The organism is Pseudomonas sp. FBCC-B545, assembly GCF_059134095.1.
The window spans coordinates 1058291-1074832 of record NZ_CP101441.1; the positions used below are offsets into that span (position 1 = coordinate 1058291).

Annotated in this window: 16 protein-coding genes; 4 read left to right on the forward strand and 12 right to left on the reverse strand. The window is 57.9% G+C overall.

Translation table 11 applies throughout. From position 1 onward, the window contains the following. Window positions 1-12: 12 nt before the first annotated feature. Window positions 13-711, forward strand: coding sequence for a 7-cyano-7-deazaguanine synthase QueC (gene queC, locus NMB39_RS04940; RefSeq protein WP_057025642.1), 699 nt, complete (start codon window positions 13-15; stop codon window positions 709-711). Window positions 712-786: 75 nt separating this feature from the next. Here the strand turns inward: queC and NMB39_RS04945 are convergent, their stop codons facing one another. Both NMB39_RS04945 and NMB39_RS04950 read right to left on the reverse strand, forming a co-directional pair. Further along, the gene (locus NMB39_RS04945; protein WP_057025643.1) at window positions 787-1665 is read right to left on the reverse strand and encodes a queuosine precursor transporter; all 879 of its coding nucleotides are present in this window, start codon (window positions 1663-1665) and stop codon (window positions 787-789) included. Next, entirely contained in the window at window positions 1652-2257 is a 606-nt protein-coding gene (locus NMB39_RS04950; protein ID WP_082636743.1) for a helix-turn-helix transcriptional regulator, read from the reverse strand. The genes NMB39_RS04945 and NMB39_RS04950 overlap by 14 nt, the downstream gene beginning before the upstream one ends. 211 nt (window positions 2258-2468) lie before the next feature. Between NMB39_RS04950 and ptaA the strand changes: the two genes are divergently transcribed. Continuing rightward, window positions 2469-3560 carry a pyoverdine biosynthesis transaminase PtaA gene (gene ptaA / locus NMB39_RS04955; protein WP_494339570.1) on the forward strand — a complete coding sequence of 364 codons (1092 nt, stop codon included), beginning with the start codon at window positions 2469-2471 and terminating at the stop codon, window positions 3558-3560. Window positions 3561-3731: 171 nt separating this feature from the next. Here the strand turns inward: ptaA and NMB39_RS04960 are convergent, their stop codons facing one another. The 7 genes from NMB39_RS04960 to NMB39_RS04990 form a co-directional block, all read right to left on the reverse strand. Next, on the reverse strand, window positions 3732-4448 hold the full coding sequence (locus NMB39_RS04960) for a hypothetical protein (protein ID WP_057025645.1): 717 nt from the start codon (window positions 4446-4448) through the stop codon (window positions 3732-3734). Window positions 4449-4610: 162 nt separating this feature from the next. Next, window positions 4611-5864: a 2-aminoadipate transaminase gene (locus tag NMB39_RS04965; RefSeq protein WP_494339569.1), complete on the reverse strand. Its 1254-nt coding sequence runs from the start codon at window positions 5862-5864 to the stop codon at window positions 4611-4613. 113 nt (window positions 5865-5977) lie between these two features. Then, window positions 5978-6991 (reverse strand): sensor domain-containing diguanylate cyclase, encoded by a 1014-nt coding sequence (locus NMB39_RS04970; protein ID WP_494339568.1) that lies wholly within the window; start codon window positions 6989-6991, stop codon window positions 5978-5980. A gap of 135 nt (window positions 6992-7126) precedes the next feature. Next, entirely contained in the window at window positions 7127-9028 is a 1902-nt protein-coding gene (locus tag NMB39_RS04975; RefSeq protein WP_494339567.1) for an alkaline phosphatase D family protein, read from the reverse strand. A gap of 455 nt (window positions 9029-9483) precedes the next feature. Continuing rightward, window positions 9484-11712, reverse strand: coding sequence for an ATP-binding protein (locus tag NMB39_RS04980; protein WP_057025650.1), 2229 nt, complete (start codon window positions 11710-11712; stop codon window positions 9484-9486). Beyond that, window positions 11709-12323, reverse strand: coding sequence for a biliverdin-producing heme oxygenase (locus tag NMB39_RS04985; protein ID WP_494339566.1), 615 nt, complete (start codon window positions 12321-12323; stop codon window positions 11709-11711). Before NMB39_RS04985 ends, NMB39_RS04980 begins: the two co-directional genes overlap by 4 nt. Window positions 12324-12518: 195 nt before the next feature. After that, window positions 12519-12899 carry a response regulator gene (locus tag NMB39_RS04990; RefSeq protein WP_046069458.1) on the reverse strand — a complete coding sequence of 127 codons (381 nt, stop codon included), beginning with the start codon at window positions 12897-12899 and terminating at the stop codon, window positions 12519-12521. Window positions 12900-13102: 203 nt separating this feature from the next. Here NMB39_RS04990 and NMB39_RS04995 point away from each other — a divergent pair, with 203 nt between their 5' ends. After that, window positions 13103-13477, forward strand: a complete 375-nt coding sequence (locus NMB39_RS04995; RefSeq protein WP_494339565.1) for a c-type cytochrome — start codon at window positions 13103-13105, stop codon at window positions 13475-13477. 133 nt (window positions 13478-13610) lie between these two features. Here the strand turns inward: NMB39_RS04995 and NMB39_RS05000 are convergent, their stop codons facing one another. Next, a complete protein-coding gene (locus NMB39_RS05000; protein ID WP_057013158.1) occupies window positions 13611-13982 on the reverse strand; it encodes a PH domain-containing protein in 372 nt (123 codons plus the stop codon). Between the two features lie 156 nt (window positions 13983-14138). Here NMB39_RS05000 and NMB39_RS05005 point away from each other — a divergent pair, with 156 nt between their 5' ends. Continuing rightward, window positions 14139-14774, forward strand: a complete 636-nt coding sequence (locus NMB39_RS05005; protein WP_056845975.1) for a LysE family translocator — start codon at window positions 14139-14141, stop codon at window positions 14772-14774. A 7-nt stretch (window positions 14775-14781) separates the two neighbouring features. On the opposite strand, the gene NMB39_RS05010 is transcribed toward NMB39_RS05005, so the two are convergent. Together NMB39_RS05010 and NMB39_RS05015 are read right to left on the reverse strand one after the other, a co-directional pair. Then, a complete protein-coding gene (locus tag NMB39_RS05010; protein WP_057025654.1) occupies window positions 14782-15111 on the reverse strand; it encodes a hypothetical protein in 330 nt (109 codons plus the stop codon). A 266-nt stretch (window positions 15112-15377) separates the two neighbouring features. After that, entirely contained in the window at window positions 15378-16103 is a 726-nt protein-coding gene (locus tag NMB39_RS05015) for a DUF4145 domain-containing protein (RefSeq protein ID WP_259196287.1), read from the reverse strand. Window positions 16104-16542: the final 439 nt, after the last annotated feature.

Sequence of the window (16542 nt, forward strand, 5' to 3'; positions counted from 1 at the left end):
GGAAGCAAAGCAATGAGTAAAAAAGCCGTTATGGTATTCAGCGGCGGGCAGGATTCGACGACCTGCCTGATCCAGGCACTGCCGCTGTATGACGAAGTGCACTGCATTACCTTTGATTATGGCCAGCGCCATGTGGCGGAAATCGAAGTGGCCCGCAAGCTTGCCAAGCAGCTGGGAGCCACGGTCCACAAAGTGATGGATGTGTCCTTGCTCAACGAGCTGGCCATCAGCAGCCTGACCCGTGACAACATTCCCGTGCCGACCGTGAACAGCTCGGGCGAAAGCCTGCCAAGCACTTTTGTGCCGGGTCGCAATATCCTGTTCCTGACCCTGGCGTCGATCTACGCCTACCAGGTGAAGGCCGAGGCCGTCATTACCGGCGTGTGCGAAACCGACTTCTCGGGCTACCCCGATTGCCGGGATGAGTTCGTCAAAGCGCTGAACAAGGCCCTTGAACTGGGCATGGAATACAACCTGCGCCTCGATACCCCGCTGATGTGGCTGAACAAGGCCGAGACCTGGGCGCTGGCCGATTACCACGACCAGCTGGAGCTGGTGCGCGAGCAGACGCTGACTTGCTACAACGGCATCATCGGCACAGGCTGCGGCAATTGCGATGCGTGCAACCTGCGTGCGCGGGGCTTGAATGAGTATCTGCAGAACAAGGCGGATGTCATGCAGAGCCTGAAGCACAAATTGCAACTGGTGTGATCCACCTGATGCATGGAGCAAAATGTGGTAGGGGGGCAAGCCCCCTACCACCCAGGTATCTGTCAGCTCAAATGCTCATGCTGTGCTGCTGGTCAGGTAGCGCTTGAACAACGAGCGCGCCCCATACGCAGGCAGGATATTGAAGAACGCAAAGCCGACTTTGATCGCGATCTGTACATAGATCATGCCCAGGATGTCGCGGGTCTCCATGGCGCCGTAGAAGGCAATGAAGCAAAACAGGAAGCTGTCGATAATGACCGCAAAGAATGTACTGAGGAAAATCCGCAGGTACAGGTATTTGGAGTTGGTCAGCTCCTTGATCTTGCACAGCAGGTAGGAGTTTATATTCTCCGACACCAGGAACGACACCGAAGAGGCCACCAGCACCGACGACACTTGCAGGATCACGTCGGTATACGGCCCGTCCAGTTTCCAGCCCGGCAGCCCCGGCAGGAAGGTCGAGCCATATAGCAGGATGATGATCATCGCGTTGCTGGCAAACGCAAACAGAATGGCCCGTCGCGCCAGGCGCAAGCCGAAATTCTCGTTCAGCAGGTCCACGATCAGAAAGGTCAGCGGGTACAGGAACGTGCCCGGCGTCACGATGATGCCCATGGACTCCAGGTAGATCGGCTTGGTCGCGGCAATGCTGGTGAAGATATAAAACGTGAACAGCAGCAAGTTCAGGATGATGTAGATCATCCACGAGTTTTCATTGCGATCGTTTATATCGTAGGCGGTGAGTGTGCCGCCCTGGGCATAGAACTTCTTGTAGACGTTCTTGACTTCCATTCTATTGAAGTCATCCATGATCTCGCTGTTGAGCACTTCACTCAGTTTGATCTTGATGACTTTGCCCGTGGCAAGCACCATGATCACCGCCAGGCGCTTGTCATTTTCAAAGCCCAGCAATTTGTACCTGCTGTTTTCAACAGCCCCTTCATATGTGGTCATTGAAGCGTTCCTCAAGAATATCGCCGATGACACATAAACGGTCTGAATTGGCACAGGGCTCCAGGGTGATAAACAGCTTTTTGGTCGCGCGGTCGTATACCAGTTTCTCTTTATCGTCGCTCGATGAACCTTTCTGTACGATCAACAAGTCGCCCACCTCATTGATGCCGGGAATCGCATGTTCCAGGCGCACGCCGATCAAGTTGCAGGACGTGCCGAAGTAGTAGGTCAGCGGGTAAAGCGTGGCCAATTCGCCCACGCGCTTGCCCAGGTCCTGCATGAGCAGGCTTTCCTTGAGCACAGGCACCGCTGCCGGGTTCATATTGCCCAGCGGCGAGACATTGTTCTCGATGATTTCCTTGGCTTCAAAATTGATGGTCTCGATTTCCTCATACGAGACGCCGAAGAAGTCAGAGATCTTGCGAATGGTCGACTGCTGTACGTTGAGGACCTTGCCTCCCAGGATGTTGTAGATGGTGGTCCTGGTCAGCCCGGCGGCATTGCTTAACGAAAGCTGGGTTTCGCCACGGCTCTTGATCAAGTACTTGATGTTGCTTTTCAAGTGCTCGGTTTTTTCCCGTCTGTGTATCAAGTGCTCACCACTTCCATTTAGTCGTCAATCCATGTCCGGCAGAACCTGTCCTTTCAGGTTCGCGGCAATGGAAGTGTTGCATGGGCCCGGCATAACAATAAAGTGCTGAATGTACGGATACGAGGTGACGCTAAATCAAGCAACGGTTATCTCGTCATACTCTTGTGTACGACCTCGTGCGATCCCTCGCCCTCTACAAGGAGTAGTAATTATGGTCAGTGTCAGTCGTCGGTCGCTTCTCGCCCTGGGAGCCGCCTTGCCCGTGCTGGGGCATCTGGATTGGGCGCTCGCCAGCCCGACGCCGACGACCTCTGACAAGGTGCTGCTCAACTACAACGAAAGCCCTTACGGCCCTTCAGACGCAGCCCGTGCGGCGATGCAGCGGGCGATTGCAATGTCCGGACGTTATCCTTACCCGCACATGTACGCACTGGCCGAGCTGTTTGCCCGGCAACAGGGGATCGCTGAAGAAAACGTCGCAGTATTTGCCGGCTCGATGGCGGCCCTGCGTTATGCGGTGCTGGCGTTCACCAGTCAAAACCGCGGCCTGGTGATGGCCACACCGTCCTACGAAGTCCCACGCCAGGCGGCCGAGTCAAACAAAGCGCCTGTGCATGAAGTGGACCTCGACACGCAGCATGCCCATGATGTGCAGGCCATGCTCAAGGCCGACCCACAAGCCGGCATGCTGTACCTGTGCAATCCCAACAACCCGACCGGCACCCTGACCCCGACTGAAGCTATCCGCCAAGCCCTGGTGAACAAACCCAAGGGCAGTGTGCTGGTGGTAGACGAAGCCTACATCGATTTCTGCGACGCCCGCAGCTGCGTGAGTTGGACCAACGACCACGATGACCTGCTGGTGCTGCGCACGTTCTCGAAAATCTATGGTATGGCCGGTGCACGCCTGGGCCTGGCAATCGGCCATCCGGCACTGCTGGAGCGGCTGGCCGTGTTCGGCGGCGACAACGTCCCGGCTGGCGCCAGCTTGTTGGGTGCGACTGCCAGCCTGGAAGAAGCCCAACTGGTGGGCCAACGCAAAGTGCTCAATGCCAGGTTGCGCGATGAGACGATCGCTTGGCTCAAGGACCGGGGTTTTGCCTGCACGGCCTCCCAGAGCAATTGCTTCATGATTGACGTGAAGCAACCGGCAGAACAGGTGGTCGAGCGGCTGGAAGCCCAGAATGTACTGGTCGGGCGGGTGTGGCAGAACTGGCCGCAATGGGTGCGGGTGACGGTGGGTAACCAGCAGGAAATGGAACGCTTTCGCCAGGTCTTCGCGGCGCAGCTGGCCCGGGCCTAGGCACCAGGGCTGTTACACCAAGCCTGGACAGGCCTGCCGGGCACGCTTCGTTTTCGTGCGGGTTGAATGATCAAGGACGACAGCTGTGCGACGAAATGTCTTCCCCGATAAAACCCGACCGATGCTGCCCGACGACCTTCGGCGCTTGCTCGATGTGTGCTGCACATCGTGTTACTGGGCGGCGATGGTATAGCCGTCAAAGGCGCTTTGCTGTTGCAGTGCGGTGATGATGCTCTTGCGCGTGACCGGCTGCTGCGCGCCGCTGTTGTCGATGAAGGTTTCACTCGCCAATTCCGCCTCGCTGCCTTCGCCCACAAAGGTAAAGCCGAGGAACTCCAGTGCTTCGCGGTCCACATTGAGCTTGGAGCGCGGCGTGCGCAGCGGCAGGGTGACGCTGATGCCATCCTTGCTGATCACAAACACTTCGGTGTCTTTCTTGGCGCGCGCGGCCTTGCCCTTGCCGGCGCTCGGGTTGCTGATGGCCTGGTGCGACTGGTTCAGTACCTTGAGGGCCAGGCCGTACACCAGTTCCTGGAACTCTGGGTCGTCCTTGAAGCAGGACAGGATACGGCTGATGGAGAACTGGCTGCTCAGGTTTTCCAGGGCGGCGTTATCGGCGGCTTCGGCGTCTTTCAATTGCTTGAGCTGGCCCATCAGGTCATAGGCTTTGTCATCGTCGAAGGCGTCGTGTGCCTGGCGGATGGCAACGCGCAACTCGCGGATCTGGTCGCTTTCCTTGGAGGTGTGAAACGCGTCCAGCACCATCTCGCTGATGATCTTGGCCGCTGGCACATGCTGTGAAAGATTGATGGCGTTTTCGTATTCGGCTTTGGATCGCAAGGCGGCTACGGATTCTTCGGCGGATTCTGCGGTGTAGGAATCGGACATTAAAATTTCACTGCGTAGTAAGCGGGGAGACAAAAAACGTCGGGCATTTTCGGCGGGGAGAGGGATCAGGTCAAGGCAGGTTCGGGCGGGTGAATACTTTCAGTGCCGATAGCGGCGCATCAATGCCTGTACCACCATCCAGGCCCTGCCTTGGCATGCGTGCTATTCATCCAGTTGTGCGAGACAGGCCTGGAGAATATCCAAGCCTTCCTCCAGCACCGCCGGCTCGGTGGTCAATGGTGCCAGCAGGCGCACGATGTGCCGCGACTTGCCGCTGGGCATCAGCAGCAAGCCGGCCTCCCGCGCCAGGCGCAGCAATTGGGTCAGTTGCTGGGGCGCGGGCGTGCCGTCGGCATGGGCCAGCTCAATGCCGCGCATGGCCCCGACGCCGGTTAGGCGGCCCAGGTAGGGCGACAGTTGTCGCGAACGCCAGGTGTTATAGCGGCTGACAATCGCCGCTTCCTGTTGTGATCCCCATGCCTGCAGATGCTCATCGGTCATCACCTCAAGAGTGGCCAGCGCTGCCGCACAGGCGATGGGGTTGCCGGAGTACGTGCCACCCAGGCCACCTTTGGGCAGGTTGTCCATCAGCGCTTTGCGCCCGACCACCGCGCCCAGCGGCACGCCGCCGGCAATGCTTTTGCCGAGCAGTAACAGGTCCGGTTCGATGCCCAGGCGCGAGAAGGCAAAACGCTGGCCGGTGCGGCCAAACCCTGACTGGATTTCATCGATGATCAGCAGGATGCCATGCTCGTCGCAGAACCGGCGTAAGGCCTGGGCGAACTCGATATCCAGGGCGAGGAAGCCGCCTTCACCCTGCACCGGCTCGATAATGAAACAGGCCACATCGTTTACGTCGATTTCCACACTGAACAGGCGCTCCATGGCCTTCAGTGCTTCGGCACCGGTCACGCCGTTGTCGGCACTGGGGTAGGGCAGGTGGTACACCGGGCCGGGCAGTACGCCGACTTTCTGCTTGTAGGGCGCCACCTTGCCATTGAGGTTGAGGGTCGCCAGTGTGCGGCCGTGGAAAGCACCGTCAAAGGCAATCACCGCCGTGCGCCCGGTGGCGCCACGCACGATCTTCAAGGCGTTTTCCGCGGCCTCCGCGCCGCTGTTGGTGAGCATGCCGCTGACCGGGTAGCCCACCGGAATAAACGCAGTCAGGCGTTCCATCAGCTCGATGTAGGGTGTATGTGGTGCGGCGTTGAACGCGTAGTGAGTGAGTTTGGTCGCTTGCTCGCGAATCGCCGTAACCACAGCCGGGTGGCAATGGCCCAGGTTGAGTACGCCGATGCCGCCGACAAAATCGATATAGCGCTTGCCCGTCGTATCCCAGACCTCGGCGTTTTTACCGTGGCTGAGGCTGATGGGGTGAACGATGGAAATTGATTGGCTGATGGTGGCGTGGCTCATGAATCCGGGACTCGGCAAGGGCAGGCGTGTTTATCTAAGCCGCGCGCCTGGTCTTACCGCAAACGAAATAAAGTCGCCGGGTCATTCCAAATCGGAAGGAGCGGTTGCCTGCATTATTCCGAAACCCCGTCCTTGCCCGCCGCCTTTGACCGATACAGCGCTTGATCGGCCCGCGCCATAAGGGCGGCCGGCGACTCACCCATGAGCCGCTCCACCACACCCAGGCTCAGGGTGACGTTGAAGCCGCCTACGGTGGGCGCTAGCTTGACTGTATGGCGAATCCTTTCGGCCAGTTCCTTGGCCATCTCCAGGGTGCTTTTGGGCAGCACGATCATAAACTCATCGCCCCCCCACCGGGCCAGCAAGTCGCTGGTGCGTATGCAGGTTTCCAGGCTTTCGACCACCTGTATCAGCGTCTGGTCGCCGACGCCGTGGCCGTGGCGGTCATTGATCGGCTTGAAATCATCGATATCCATCGCCACCAGCGCCAGGGGCAAGCGGAAGCGCTCGGCGCGGTCGCATTCTTCCAGCAGGACTTTTTCCAGGCGATAACGGTTGGCGATGCGCGTCAGCGCATCCCGTTCGGCCAGGGAGCGGTTTTCGTCCAGCTGCAATTGCAGTTGCTGATTGACCCGCGACAGCTCCAGGGTACGTTCGGCCACCAGTGCCTCAAGGGATTTATTGCGCCTTTGCAACTGTTCGATGGAGCATTTGCGCGTATGGATATTGCGCTGCGCGCCCACCATGCGGGCAACGGAGTGGTCGGGGTTACGTGCAATGATATAACCGCAGTCCTCGATCCAGAGATAGGTGCCATCTTCTTTTCGACAGCGGTATTCAGCCCGGTAATGGGGCGAGCGCTGGCTGATGTAGTCGTCAAACATCGCCATCACGCGGGGGTAATCCTCGGGGTGGATCACGTTCTCCCAGGTGAACACGCTATTTTCCAGGGAGTGGCGGGAGTAGCCAAGCATTTCGTACCAGCCGGGGTTGCGGTAGACGAAACCGGTATTGGCGTTCCAGTCCCAGACTCCGTCACTGACCAGTTCCATGATGGCGTGCAACAGGTCGACGTTGAGGTCGGTTATGTCATTGCGTAGTGGTTCGTTGCCGGATGTATCGTCCATCAGCGCGCTTCCTGCGGGGGCTGGCTTAAGGCCAGTCATTGTTGTCGCCGATACTCCGTGGCTGGCGCTACTGTACATCGCAGCTTGCGCGCTTTGAATAGGGCGGGTGTGCTGCTTTTGGCTAGTGGCAATAGGCTATTGTTCGGGGGTCGCCATTTTTGTCCGGGGCTTCCCATTGGCGTTGTGCTGGTAAATAGCCTCTGGCTGGCCGTGCTCATTGAAAAACACCTGGCCAATGCCCGCCGAATTCCACAAACGCTCCCCCGCCTCGGCATGCTCCGGAATATGCGGTACCACCTGCATGGTGCGACGACGGGTAAACCAGTTGAGCGGTGAACGTGGGGAGTAGAGCCAGCGATTGAGGCGGTCGAACCATTCCAGCAAGCGTGGCGGGAACTCGTTCTTGATACCGCTGCTGGTGATTTGCCAGATCTTCGGGCCACCGTTGCGATGGCGGATCAGCACTTGGTAGACGAACGAGTAATGCACGTCGCCGGAGAGGATCACGTAGTTACCCGGGGTGCGCGAGTGTCGGAAGATATTCAATATCACCTGGGCGGCGCCGCGATGGGCCATCCAGTTTTCAGCGTCTACCAGCAAGGGGAAGCCGCACCAGCTGAAGATTTTCTGTACGGTCTCGATCAGCTTTACGCCAAAAATCGGCGCGGGCGAGACGATGATGGCCGACGGGTGGTCGAGCAGTTCCTGTTGCAGTTCGCTCAAGGCTTCCCAGTCCAGCAGGCCGGAGGGTTGCTTGAGGGTGAACTCGCTGCGCCAGCGTCGGGTGCGGGTGTCCAAAACCACCAGGGCGGGCGTGGTAGGCAATACGTAGTGCCAGTGCTGGAATTTCAACAGCGCTTCCAGCAGGTCATCTTGCGCGACGGCGTCGAGATGATTGTCGCGTGCCTGGCCGGCCATGGCCTGGGTTTGGCTCAGCAGTTCGCCAAACACTTCGGGCTGGTTGCCCCAGCCTTGGCATAACAGGTACGCCAGCAACGCATTGCCGATAATGCGTTTGGAGAAGGGGTGGCCGTAGGCGGTTTCTTCCCATTGGGCGCTGAGGTTCCAGTCGTCGGTAATGTCGTGATCGTCGAAGATCATCAGCGTCGACAGGCGGGCGAACACTCGAGCGACTCCAGGCAGACCGCTGCGGAACAGGTCAATCTGCGCCTGCTCGCGGGCATAACGCTGTTGTTCTTCGGGGCTCAGTTGCGGCGGTTGTGGCGTGATCAGCGTCCACGGCGTGGGTGACCAGGCCAGCAGATACATGGCGATCACTTCGGCAAAGGTCACCAGGTGGTTGTCCGCGGTGCTGCTGGTGAAGATAGGTTTTCTCACACCGCCGAAAAAGCGTTCGCGCAAGGTCTCGTTACTGTCCAGCGCAGGGAGCAAATCCGCTCGGTGGTAGTAACTGGCGCGATGGTCGTAGAGGGTGGCGCTGTCGGTCACCACGGCACCTTCCAGGTATTCGTCGAACAGCCCCAGGCGCGCGATCAGCGCATGAATTGCCCGTAGCATGGGGCCTGCGACATCGTCGGCGTAGACCTGGTCGCCGCTCATCATCAGCAGGGCCGGGCGTTCGGTCTGTGTGCGGGCATCCGCCAGCAGGCGGTCAACGCACAACAAGCCTTCGTCGGCACGGTGGTGGGGCTTACGGCAGGAGCCGTGTACCAACTGGTGGATGCGGCTGTGCAGCACGAAGTTCGGCATCGTCGTATCGGCGTACAGCAAATGTGATGCCCAGTCGGCGATGCCTACGCCGTCGATCAACAGGTCGTAGCCGATGACCACATCCTGGGGCAGGGCATGGTCCAGCGCTACATCGATCAGGTGGATGAAGGCATGGCGCCCGACGGGCACGACTTGGCAGTGCGTGGTATCTAAAGGGATATCCAACGTCTCGCCGTGGGGTAAACGCAGTTCCAAGTACAACGGCAGGACACGACTGCCCACCAACCAAATAACCAGGCGCTGCGGTTCCAGCCGCCTTAACAGCGGTCCTGCAATGACTGCGGGCAGAGTGTCGGGTTGAAGCATTGAGGTGGTGGCTCACACGAAGTCTAGGACGTGAAAGGGTAGCGCGGCGGATGTCGGTGTTTTGTCAACAGAGTGCAGCACCGGCGCTGCACTCCTTGGGGGCGACCAGGCGTGCTACAGGCCTGGTGCTGTGGGTAGGGTCAAAGCAGCCGGCCCTGTCCGAGGGAATCCAGGGATGAGTGAGAAGATTTCCCCGTCGTCACGGGCTCTGATTGATTGCTTTCAGTTGTCGACGGGTTATCCGCAGGATTTAGGGGCGCTTGATGGTCCTGCTGGACCTCCGTCGATTGGTTGATGTTATAGGCGTGGAACGGCTGACCGATAATCATGATAAACCCTTTGCTCAATTGGAGGATTGTTCCCGCATCAATGCTCCCTTTGAGTGCGCACTTAATCAGTGGCATAAGCCGGGTTCGTCGTTCCCGGCCTCAGGTAATCAAATGTTTGGGCGCGTTTCAGGCGGGCTTAGGCACCGTAAACCTGAACTCACTGCCACGGCCCAACTCACTCTGGGCTTCAATCCGCCCGCCGTGGGCCTGGACAATGCCTTGGGTGATATACAGTCCCAACCCGCTGCCGGTAGGGTTGTTCTCTGTCTGGGTCCAGTAGCGTTCAAACACATGGGGCAGTTGCTCAGGGGCAATGCCCTCACCGGAGTCACGCACAGAGAATACGATCTCTTCGCCGTTGCTCATGGCGCTGATACCGATGTTGCCCTGGCGCGGTGTGAACTTGATTGCGTTGCCGATCAGGTTCGACAGTACCTGGAACAAACGTTCCGGGTCGGCATTGATCTGCAGGCCAGGCTCGGCATTGAACGACAGGTCGATAGCTTTTTCCGTGGCCAGTGGTGCAAGCAGTGAATACGCCTCTTCAAAAATCTGGCTGACATCCAGTGCCACCGGCTTGACCACATAGCGCCCGGCCTCGATTTTCGAGGTGTCGAGCAAGTCCTCCAGCAGCACATTCATACGTCCGGCGGCCTGCTGCATGGTGTCGATGGCCGATGAAATCCGCCGTGAGGTGTGTGGGCCCTCGGAACTGAAGGCTTTTTGCATCATGCCGCAGAGCATCGAGATGACGGTCATCGGGTTACGCAGGTCGTGGGAAACCACCGCGACCAATTCATCACGGGCGCGCACTGCCTGCTGTTCGCGCAGCACTTGGCGAGCCAGGTCGTTTTCCAAGGCCGAGCGGCGCAGGTCGTTGGCGGCAAACAGGTCGCCATGGCTCCACTTGGTGGAGATGCCGGCCATTTCCACCTTCCATATTTCAAACGACGTGCGCGGGCGAAGGCGCAGGCCGGCGTCGGAAGTTTCCAGGTTCAACGGCTTTTTCGGATCGCCACTCCAGTTGATGTTCTCTTTCACCTCCGGTCGAAACCACAGCACACCGTTATCCACAGGCTTGGGCAGGCTCATGGCGAGTACGCCGCTGGCGACGGTTTGGTACTCGGCGGCAGGCGGGTACACCGAGGCCAGGTGATGGCTGGAAAACACCGGCTCGTCGCTCTCTTGCAACCATTTGTGCAACGTGCGTATCTGCGCCGGTTCCGGGCAGTTGCCGTAGCGGTGCAACTGTTTGTCTTCAATGATCGCCACGCCGCCGGACAGGGTCAGGTCCATCAGTTTTTTGCCGTGGTGGGCCAGGCTGTCGAACACATTGCCTTCGTTGGACTTCATGGCTTGATCGAGCAGCGCCAGGGTTTCGATTTTCTCTTCGCGCTGACCACTCAGCTCCAGGGCTTCCATGGCACTGATCTGCAACGACAGTATTTGGCCTATGGTCTGGCAGGTCATACGCAGATCGTTGGGCACCAGCAGCGGTTCGCGGTTGCCGCAGCTGATCAGTCCCCAGAGTTTGTCGCCCTTCATCAGCGAGATGCTCATGGACGACAGCACACCCATGTTCTGCATGTACTGGCAGTGAATCGGCGAGACACTGCGCAGGGTGGCAAAGCTCAGGTCCAGGGGCTGGCCGGTGTCCGGCCGCAACTTGGGCAGCAGCGGCACCGGTTCGTAGGACGCGTTCGGGATGATGCGTAGCCAGTTGGTGCGGTACAACTCGCGAGCTTGTTCGGGGATGTCGGATGCGGGGAAGAACAGCCCATTGAACAACTCCATGGACGGTGCCGACGCTTCTGCAATCACCTGGCCATGGCCTTCCTCTTCGAAGCGATAGATCAGTACCCGGTCATAACCGGTCATGGCCTGGATTTCATTCACGCTGATGGCGTAAAGCGCCTGCAGGGTCTTGGCCGATTGCAGGCGTTGCAGCATCTTGCCCAGGTCACTGGTGCGGCCATTGCGCGCCTGTGGCTTGAAGTTCTCGAGCCGTGGTTCGAATTCCAGTACCAACACATCCTGATGGCGATGCAGCAGGCCCTCGAATGGCGCACCGTTGAAAGTGACGTGCAGGGGCGGAGCATCGAAAAACGTGTTGTTGGCAGCCATGGTTTGCACAGCCTGGGCATGCTCGTCGCCAATCAGCGTGTGCAACGGCTGGTTCAACAGGGTCTCAGGCGCGTGGCCAAACAAGGTGCCTACGTTGGCACTCACCTGAATGATTTCCAGGCCGGGCTCCGACAAGGTCAGCAGCACCCCATGGGGCTGGATCGCCCCCGGAAAGCGGATGGGCTCGTCAGCACAGTTGGCAAGCAACTCTTCAAAATCTTCGGGTTTCATAGCAGTACCTCCTGGCTGTCGAGCCATTGCTCAAAGCCGCTGAATGTCGAACGGGCCGCGTTCACCGCGTGCTGTTTGGCGAGTGCGTCCAACGGCAAACGGCCCAGATAATCGAGAAAGTCTTTCCAGCGTCGACCGGTCTCGGCGCCATATACATTGAGAAACGCGCCGCCGTTGTCGGCACCCACGTCCAGGCGCAGGGCCATTTCCCGGCGTAGCACCTGGCCGCCGAGGGTCGCGCCTTCCAGCACATAGAGGACGCCCAGGCAGGCCGCCGCGGTGTCGAGGTCGGGGAGGTGGGTGCAGCGGGGCAGGGCGTTGATCCCAATGTCATCCAGGCCAAGGGCGTGTAGATCACAGACTAATGTCGGGGTTTTCGCACGCAATACGCAGTCGAAACCATCGGGGATCAAGCCACTGTTGTACAGCGTCGATTCCATCGGCGCGTAAAACCCGTAATACGCTTCAAGCAAGCGTCGGTACCAATCGGCATCCAGGCTTGCACAGAAAAACGGCAGGCGCTTTTCCAGTGCTACGTGCAGCAAGCCCGTACCTGTGCGCAAAGCTTCCAGCAAGGAGGGCGCACCAATGTCATGGGCCTGTGAATGCATTCAATGAGCTCGAACTGTGGGCTTGTCAGCCATCCATGACGGGTAAAAGTCGGCAACGATTCTACACAACTCATGGCAATCAGCTGAGCGCACAGAGCGAAAAGGCTGACCGTCAGATCCGAGAAGTCGCTCCATGCATGGTTAATGACCCCTTCGCCTGACCGGAAGTTCGGTTTGAACGATGTCGCAGCGCTATCAATGCATGGACGCACCCTGCTGAGTCAACGCCGACTCCACACACTCCAGCAGACGCTCGGTGCTCCATGGCTTGGGTAAAAACCTGACCCTGCCACCCAACTCAGACGCCAGGGACGTATTGCCGGATGTCAACAGCACCTGGATAGATGGCCAACGATGCGCCACCACCCTGCTCAAGTCATAGCCGTTCAACAGCCCGGGCATCTGGATATCGCTGACAATCAGGTCCACCTGCTCATCATCGCGCTCCAGGAAAATCATCCCGTCATCCGCCGAAGGGAACGACGTCACATGCGCCCCGAACTCCTCCAGCACATCCACCATCAACGAACGAATGATCTCGTCGTCTTCCAACACCAAAATCGATGGCTGAGCCATGATCCTTACTCCACCATCAGGGGTTCAGTAGGGTGGAGTGGAGCGCGCGCTTATAGGTTCGATTGGATGTTTTTTAAACGATGGGTGGTCATTTGACGTGGTTGCTACTGGAGCGAGGTTATCTGACGCGCCTGATTGAACGGTTGGGGGCATGCCCGCTTAAACAGGCATAATCGCCGGTAATAGCCGAAGTGGAGCCCTCAATGAAGTACGCCCTGTTCACCCTCGTCCTGACCCTTGCCACCAGCCCTGCCTTCGCCGCCGGCGACGCGGAGGCGGGCGGTAAACTCTTCACCAAGACCTGCGGTGGCTGCCATAGCGTCGGCGAAGGCGCCCGCGGTGGTTTCGGGCCGCAGCTTAACGGCATCATTGGCCGGCCTGCCGGAACTACCACCGACTATCAGTATTCGGATGCGATGAAGAATTCCGGGGTGGTGTGGACGCGGGAAAAGCTTGCCGCCTATATCGAAGCGCCGAAGAAGGTGGTGAGTGGGACGCGGATGATTTTCTGGGGGATCAGCGATCAGGAGAAGATTGAAAACATCCTGGCCTACTTGGAGACATTCCAGCCCAAGTGAGCGGCCTCGCCTGCGTATTCAGCTGATACAGCGCGATCAAAATGTGGGAGGGGGCTTGCCCCCGATGGCAGAGTATCAGTATCCGATCTAGTCACTGATTCACCGCTGTCGCGGGCAAGCCTCCTTGTGTTGATCAGCCCAGCAGATGCTTGGAAATCAACCGCGATATTTCCACAATCGAGGTCTTGCCGGTGAACTCAAACCTCACCTTCCCCAGTGACGAAAAGTAAACCTCCAATTCCGAGTCCAGATCAAACGTCCCGGACGTCTCCACTGAATACGCCACGATGTTTTTATACGGCAACGACGTGAAGTCCTTCTTGCTGCCGGTAATCCCCTGCACGTTCACCGCAATGATGCGCTTGGTGGTGAATACCACGCCGTCACGCATGGCTTTGTAGGCGTCGACCACTTCCTCGCCGTCGAGCAGCAGGGCCGAAACGCGTTCGGCGTATTCATTGTTTTGTTTGAGCTTGAAGAAGCCTTTGTTGTTGAAGTCGATCATGTGCCTGTCCTGGGTTCGGTGGGGCCGCCTGTGTATGACGTTTTGCTCGCGGATCTGTATCTAACGCCCGGCCCTTCAAGGCCCTAGCATGGCGCTTAACCCTACGGCGTTGGCGAAGGATTCACGCTGGCAGAATAAAAATCCAGGAGCGAAACAATGCCCGATATGTCCAGCTTGCTTGCCTATGGCCTGATTTCACTCGGCATGGTGCTGACGCCTGGGCCGAACATGATCTACCTGATCTCCCGCTCGATCTGCCAGGGCCGCACCGCCGGGTTGATTTCCCTGGGCGGGGTGGCGTTGGGTTTTGTGGTGTATATGGTTTGCGCGGCACTGGGTATCACTGCGTTGGTGATGGCAGTGCCCTTCGCCTACGACGCGCTGCGGCTCGGCGGGGCGCTGTACCTGGTGTACCTGGCCTGGCAGGCGGTCAAGCCGGGTGGGCGTTCGCCATTCCAGGTGCGGGATTTGCCCAAGGACAGCCCGCGCAAGCTGTTCACCATGGGCCTAATCACCAACCTGCTCAATCCCAAAGTAGCGGTGATGTATTTGTCGCTGTTGCCGCAGTTCATCGATCCGAACGGTCATGCCAGTGTGCTGATGCAATCCCTGGTGTTGGGCTCCCTGCAGATTTTTATCAGCGTGAGCGTCAACGCGGTGATTGCCTGCATGGCGGGTTCCATCGCGGTGTTCTTCGTCACCCGGCCAGGCTGGCAGGTGGTGCAGCGCTGGGTGATGGGGTCGGTGTTGATGGGGTTGGCGGTGCGGATGGCGGTGGAGGGGCGACGCTAGCTGCGCGTTACAGGATGGCTTTGAGGTAATCCTTGAGTGCCTGGAGCGGAGCATTGAGTGCTTCCAGGGTCGCTGCTTGATGCACGTCCAGCGCAAGCCGCTGCAGCTCGCGCCCCATCACGGTATGGGCGCCGCCCAGAGAGTCGAGCGCTAACGTCAGGCACTGATCAAGCTTTAACTGAATCCGCGCCAAATCACCCTGGCGCACCAGCAGCCCAAACACCTCGCGTTCATACCCATCCATCGCCGGGTCATCGCGCAGCAGCGGGCTGCCGTCCTCGGTCTCATGCACCAGTTTCAGGGCAAACAGTGCAACTGCTTCAAGCGTCAATTCCATGGTCCCGTTACCTCTACTGCCATGCCGGTCACTTTTTCACAGACGAAAAAAAAGACCTTGAATTTCAAGGTCTTTCTTTAAGATGGTGCCCGAGGGAGACCATAAAGAACCATGTAATTCACGGTGTGTAGCGTTATTGTATCGTATAGGGATACAGGTAGGGATACACGTCGGCATCTGCTATAGCTGATCAAATAACCGACGTATTCATTAAATTCTGATCCGATACTCCTGGCGCAACGGCTTTAGAGGGGTATTGACGGGCTCTAAAAGATATTTTTTGTCAGCCACTCAGCACCCTGTATCAGCTCTTCAGCCTGCTCCTTTGTCGGTTCGACATCCTTTTTGTGAGAGCAAAGATTACGGAGATCTGCCAAGAATGAAATTTTTCTCCATACGGCAACGTCAATCACGCCAGCAGCTTTTAGTGGTTCGTTCAAGTCTGCGATGGTGGGATGCTTTTTGGCAATTTTGATTGAGTGAGCATCTGCGACTTTCTGGAGGTGCCCCTCAATCACAACTCCCATCAGCGCACCTGCAGCTCGTGGGCTGATCTTCGCTAGCTGTGCGGCGATTACTAGCTCGCCGTCTTGCAACTCAGCGTAGAGTTCACTTTCTATATTGGAAATTACTGAGTCAATGCGCGCTTTTAGGGAGGTGAGAATCGTAAGCTGATTTACGAAGCAGGTAACCACCCGGACTTTTGAGTCGTTCGTATCCCAAGACGCAGGGGAAACCCCCTTCATAAAATCTTGTATTACGTATGTGCCATATCCGAGACTTTTTCTTTTCGGGTCGATTTCGTAGTAGCCCTTGAATTCTGCATACCGGTCGGGTGCAAGCGTCGCTACAGCCTTTACAGCTTTCGAATACCACACCTGGTAATCGTCTCGAAAATCTACCTCCTTATCTTTGTTGAATTTGGATGCGAGCTCGTAACCTTCTGAGGCCAGCTCTAAGAGCTCCTTGCGAATCCGTTCACGCTTGGTCATCGGTGCCCTCATCATCCGTTTATTGGTCAAGCTCACTGGATACACTACTTTTCGGGCCTAGCGCTAGGTGTAGTGTCAACATGGATCCTGTGGAACAACCCGCGAGTAGCACGTACCCCTGGCTAAAACTTGCTGGGGACCCTGCGGTACTCCGAAGCATAAGGGGCATGAAACCCGCGGGATCCTGGTAGCGGCAGCCGCACCAGCTTACTGAAATTTCAACGTTGAAATTGAAAGGATCTTGAAGAGAAAAGGGCATCCTTACCGGATCTGTAACGGTTATGGGTTTCGTTCAGGATAGAGAAGGATTGGCCCGGTCAACTAACTTCGGGGAGCCCAGCCACTAACGAGATCCGGCGGGTTCTATGCCTCGTGTCTATCCGAAATGCTCAGTGTCCCGCTACCTCACCGAAGCCAGAAGCTTTATCGATCTGTCCCT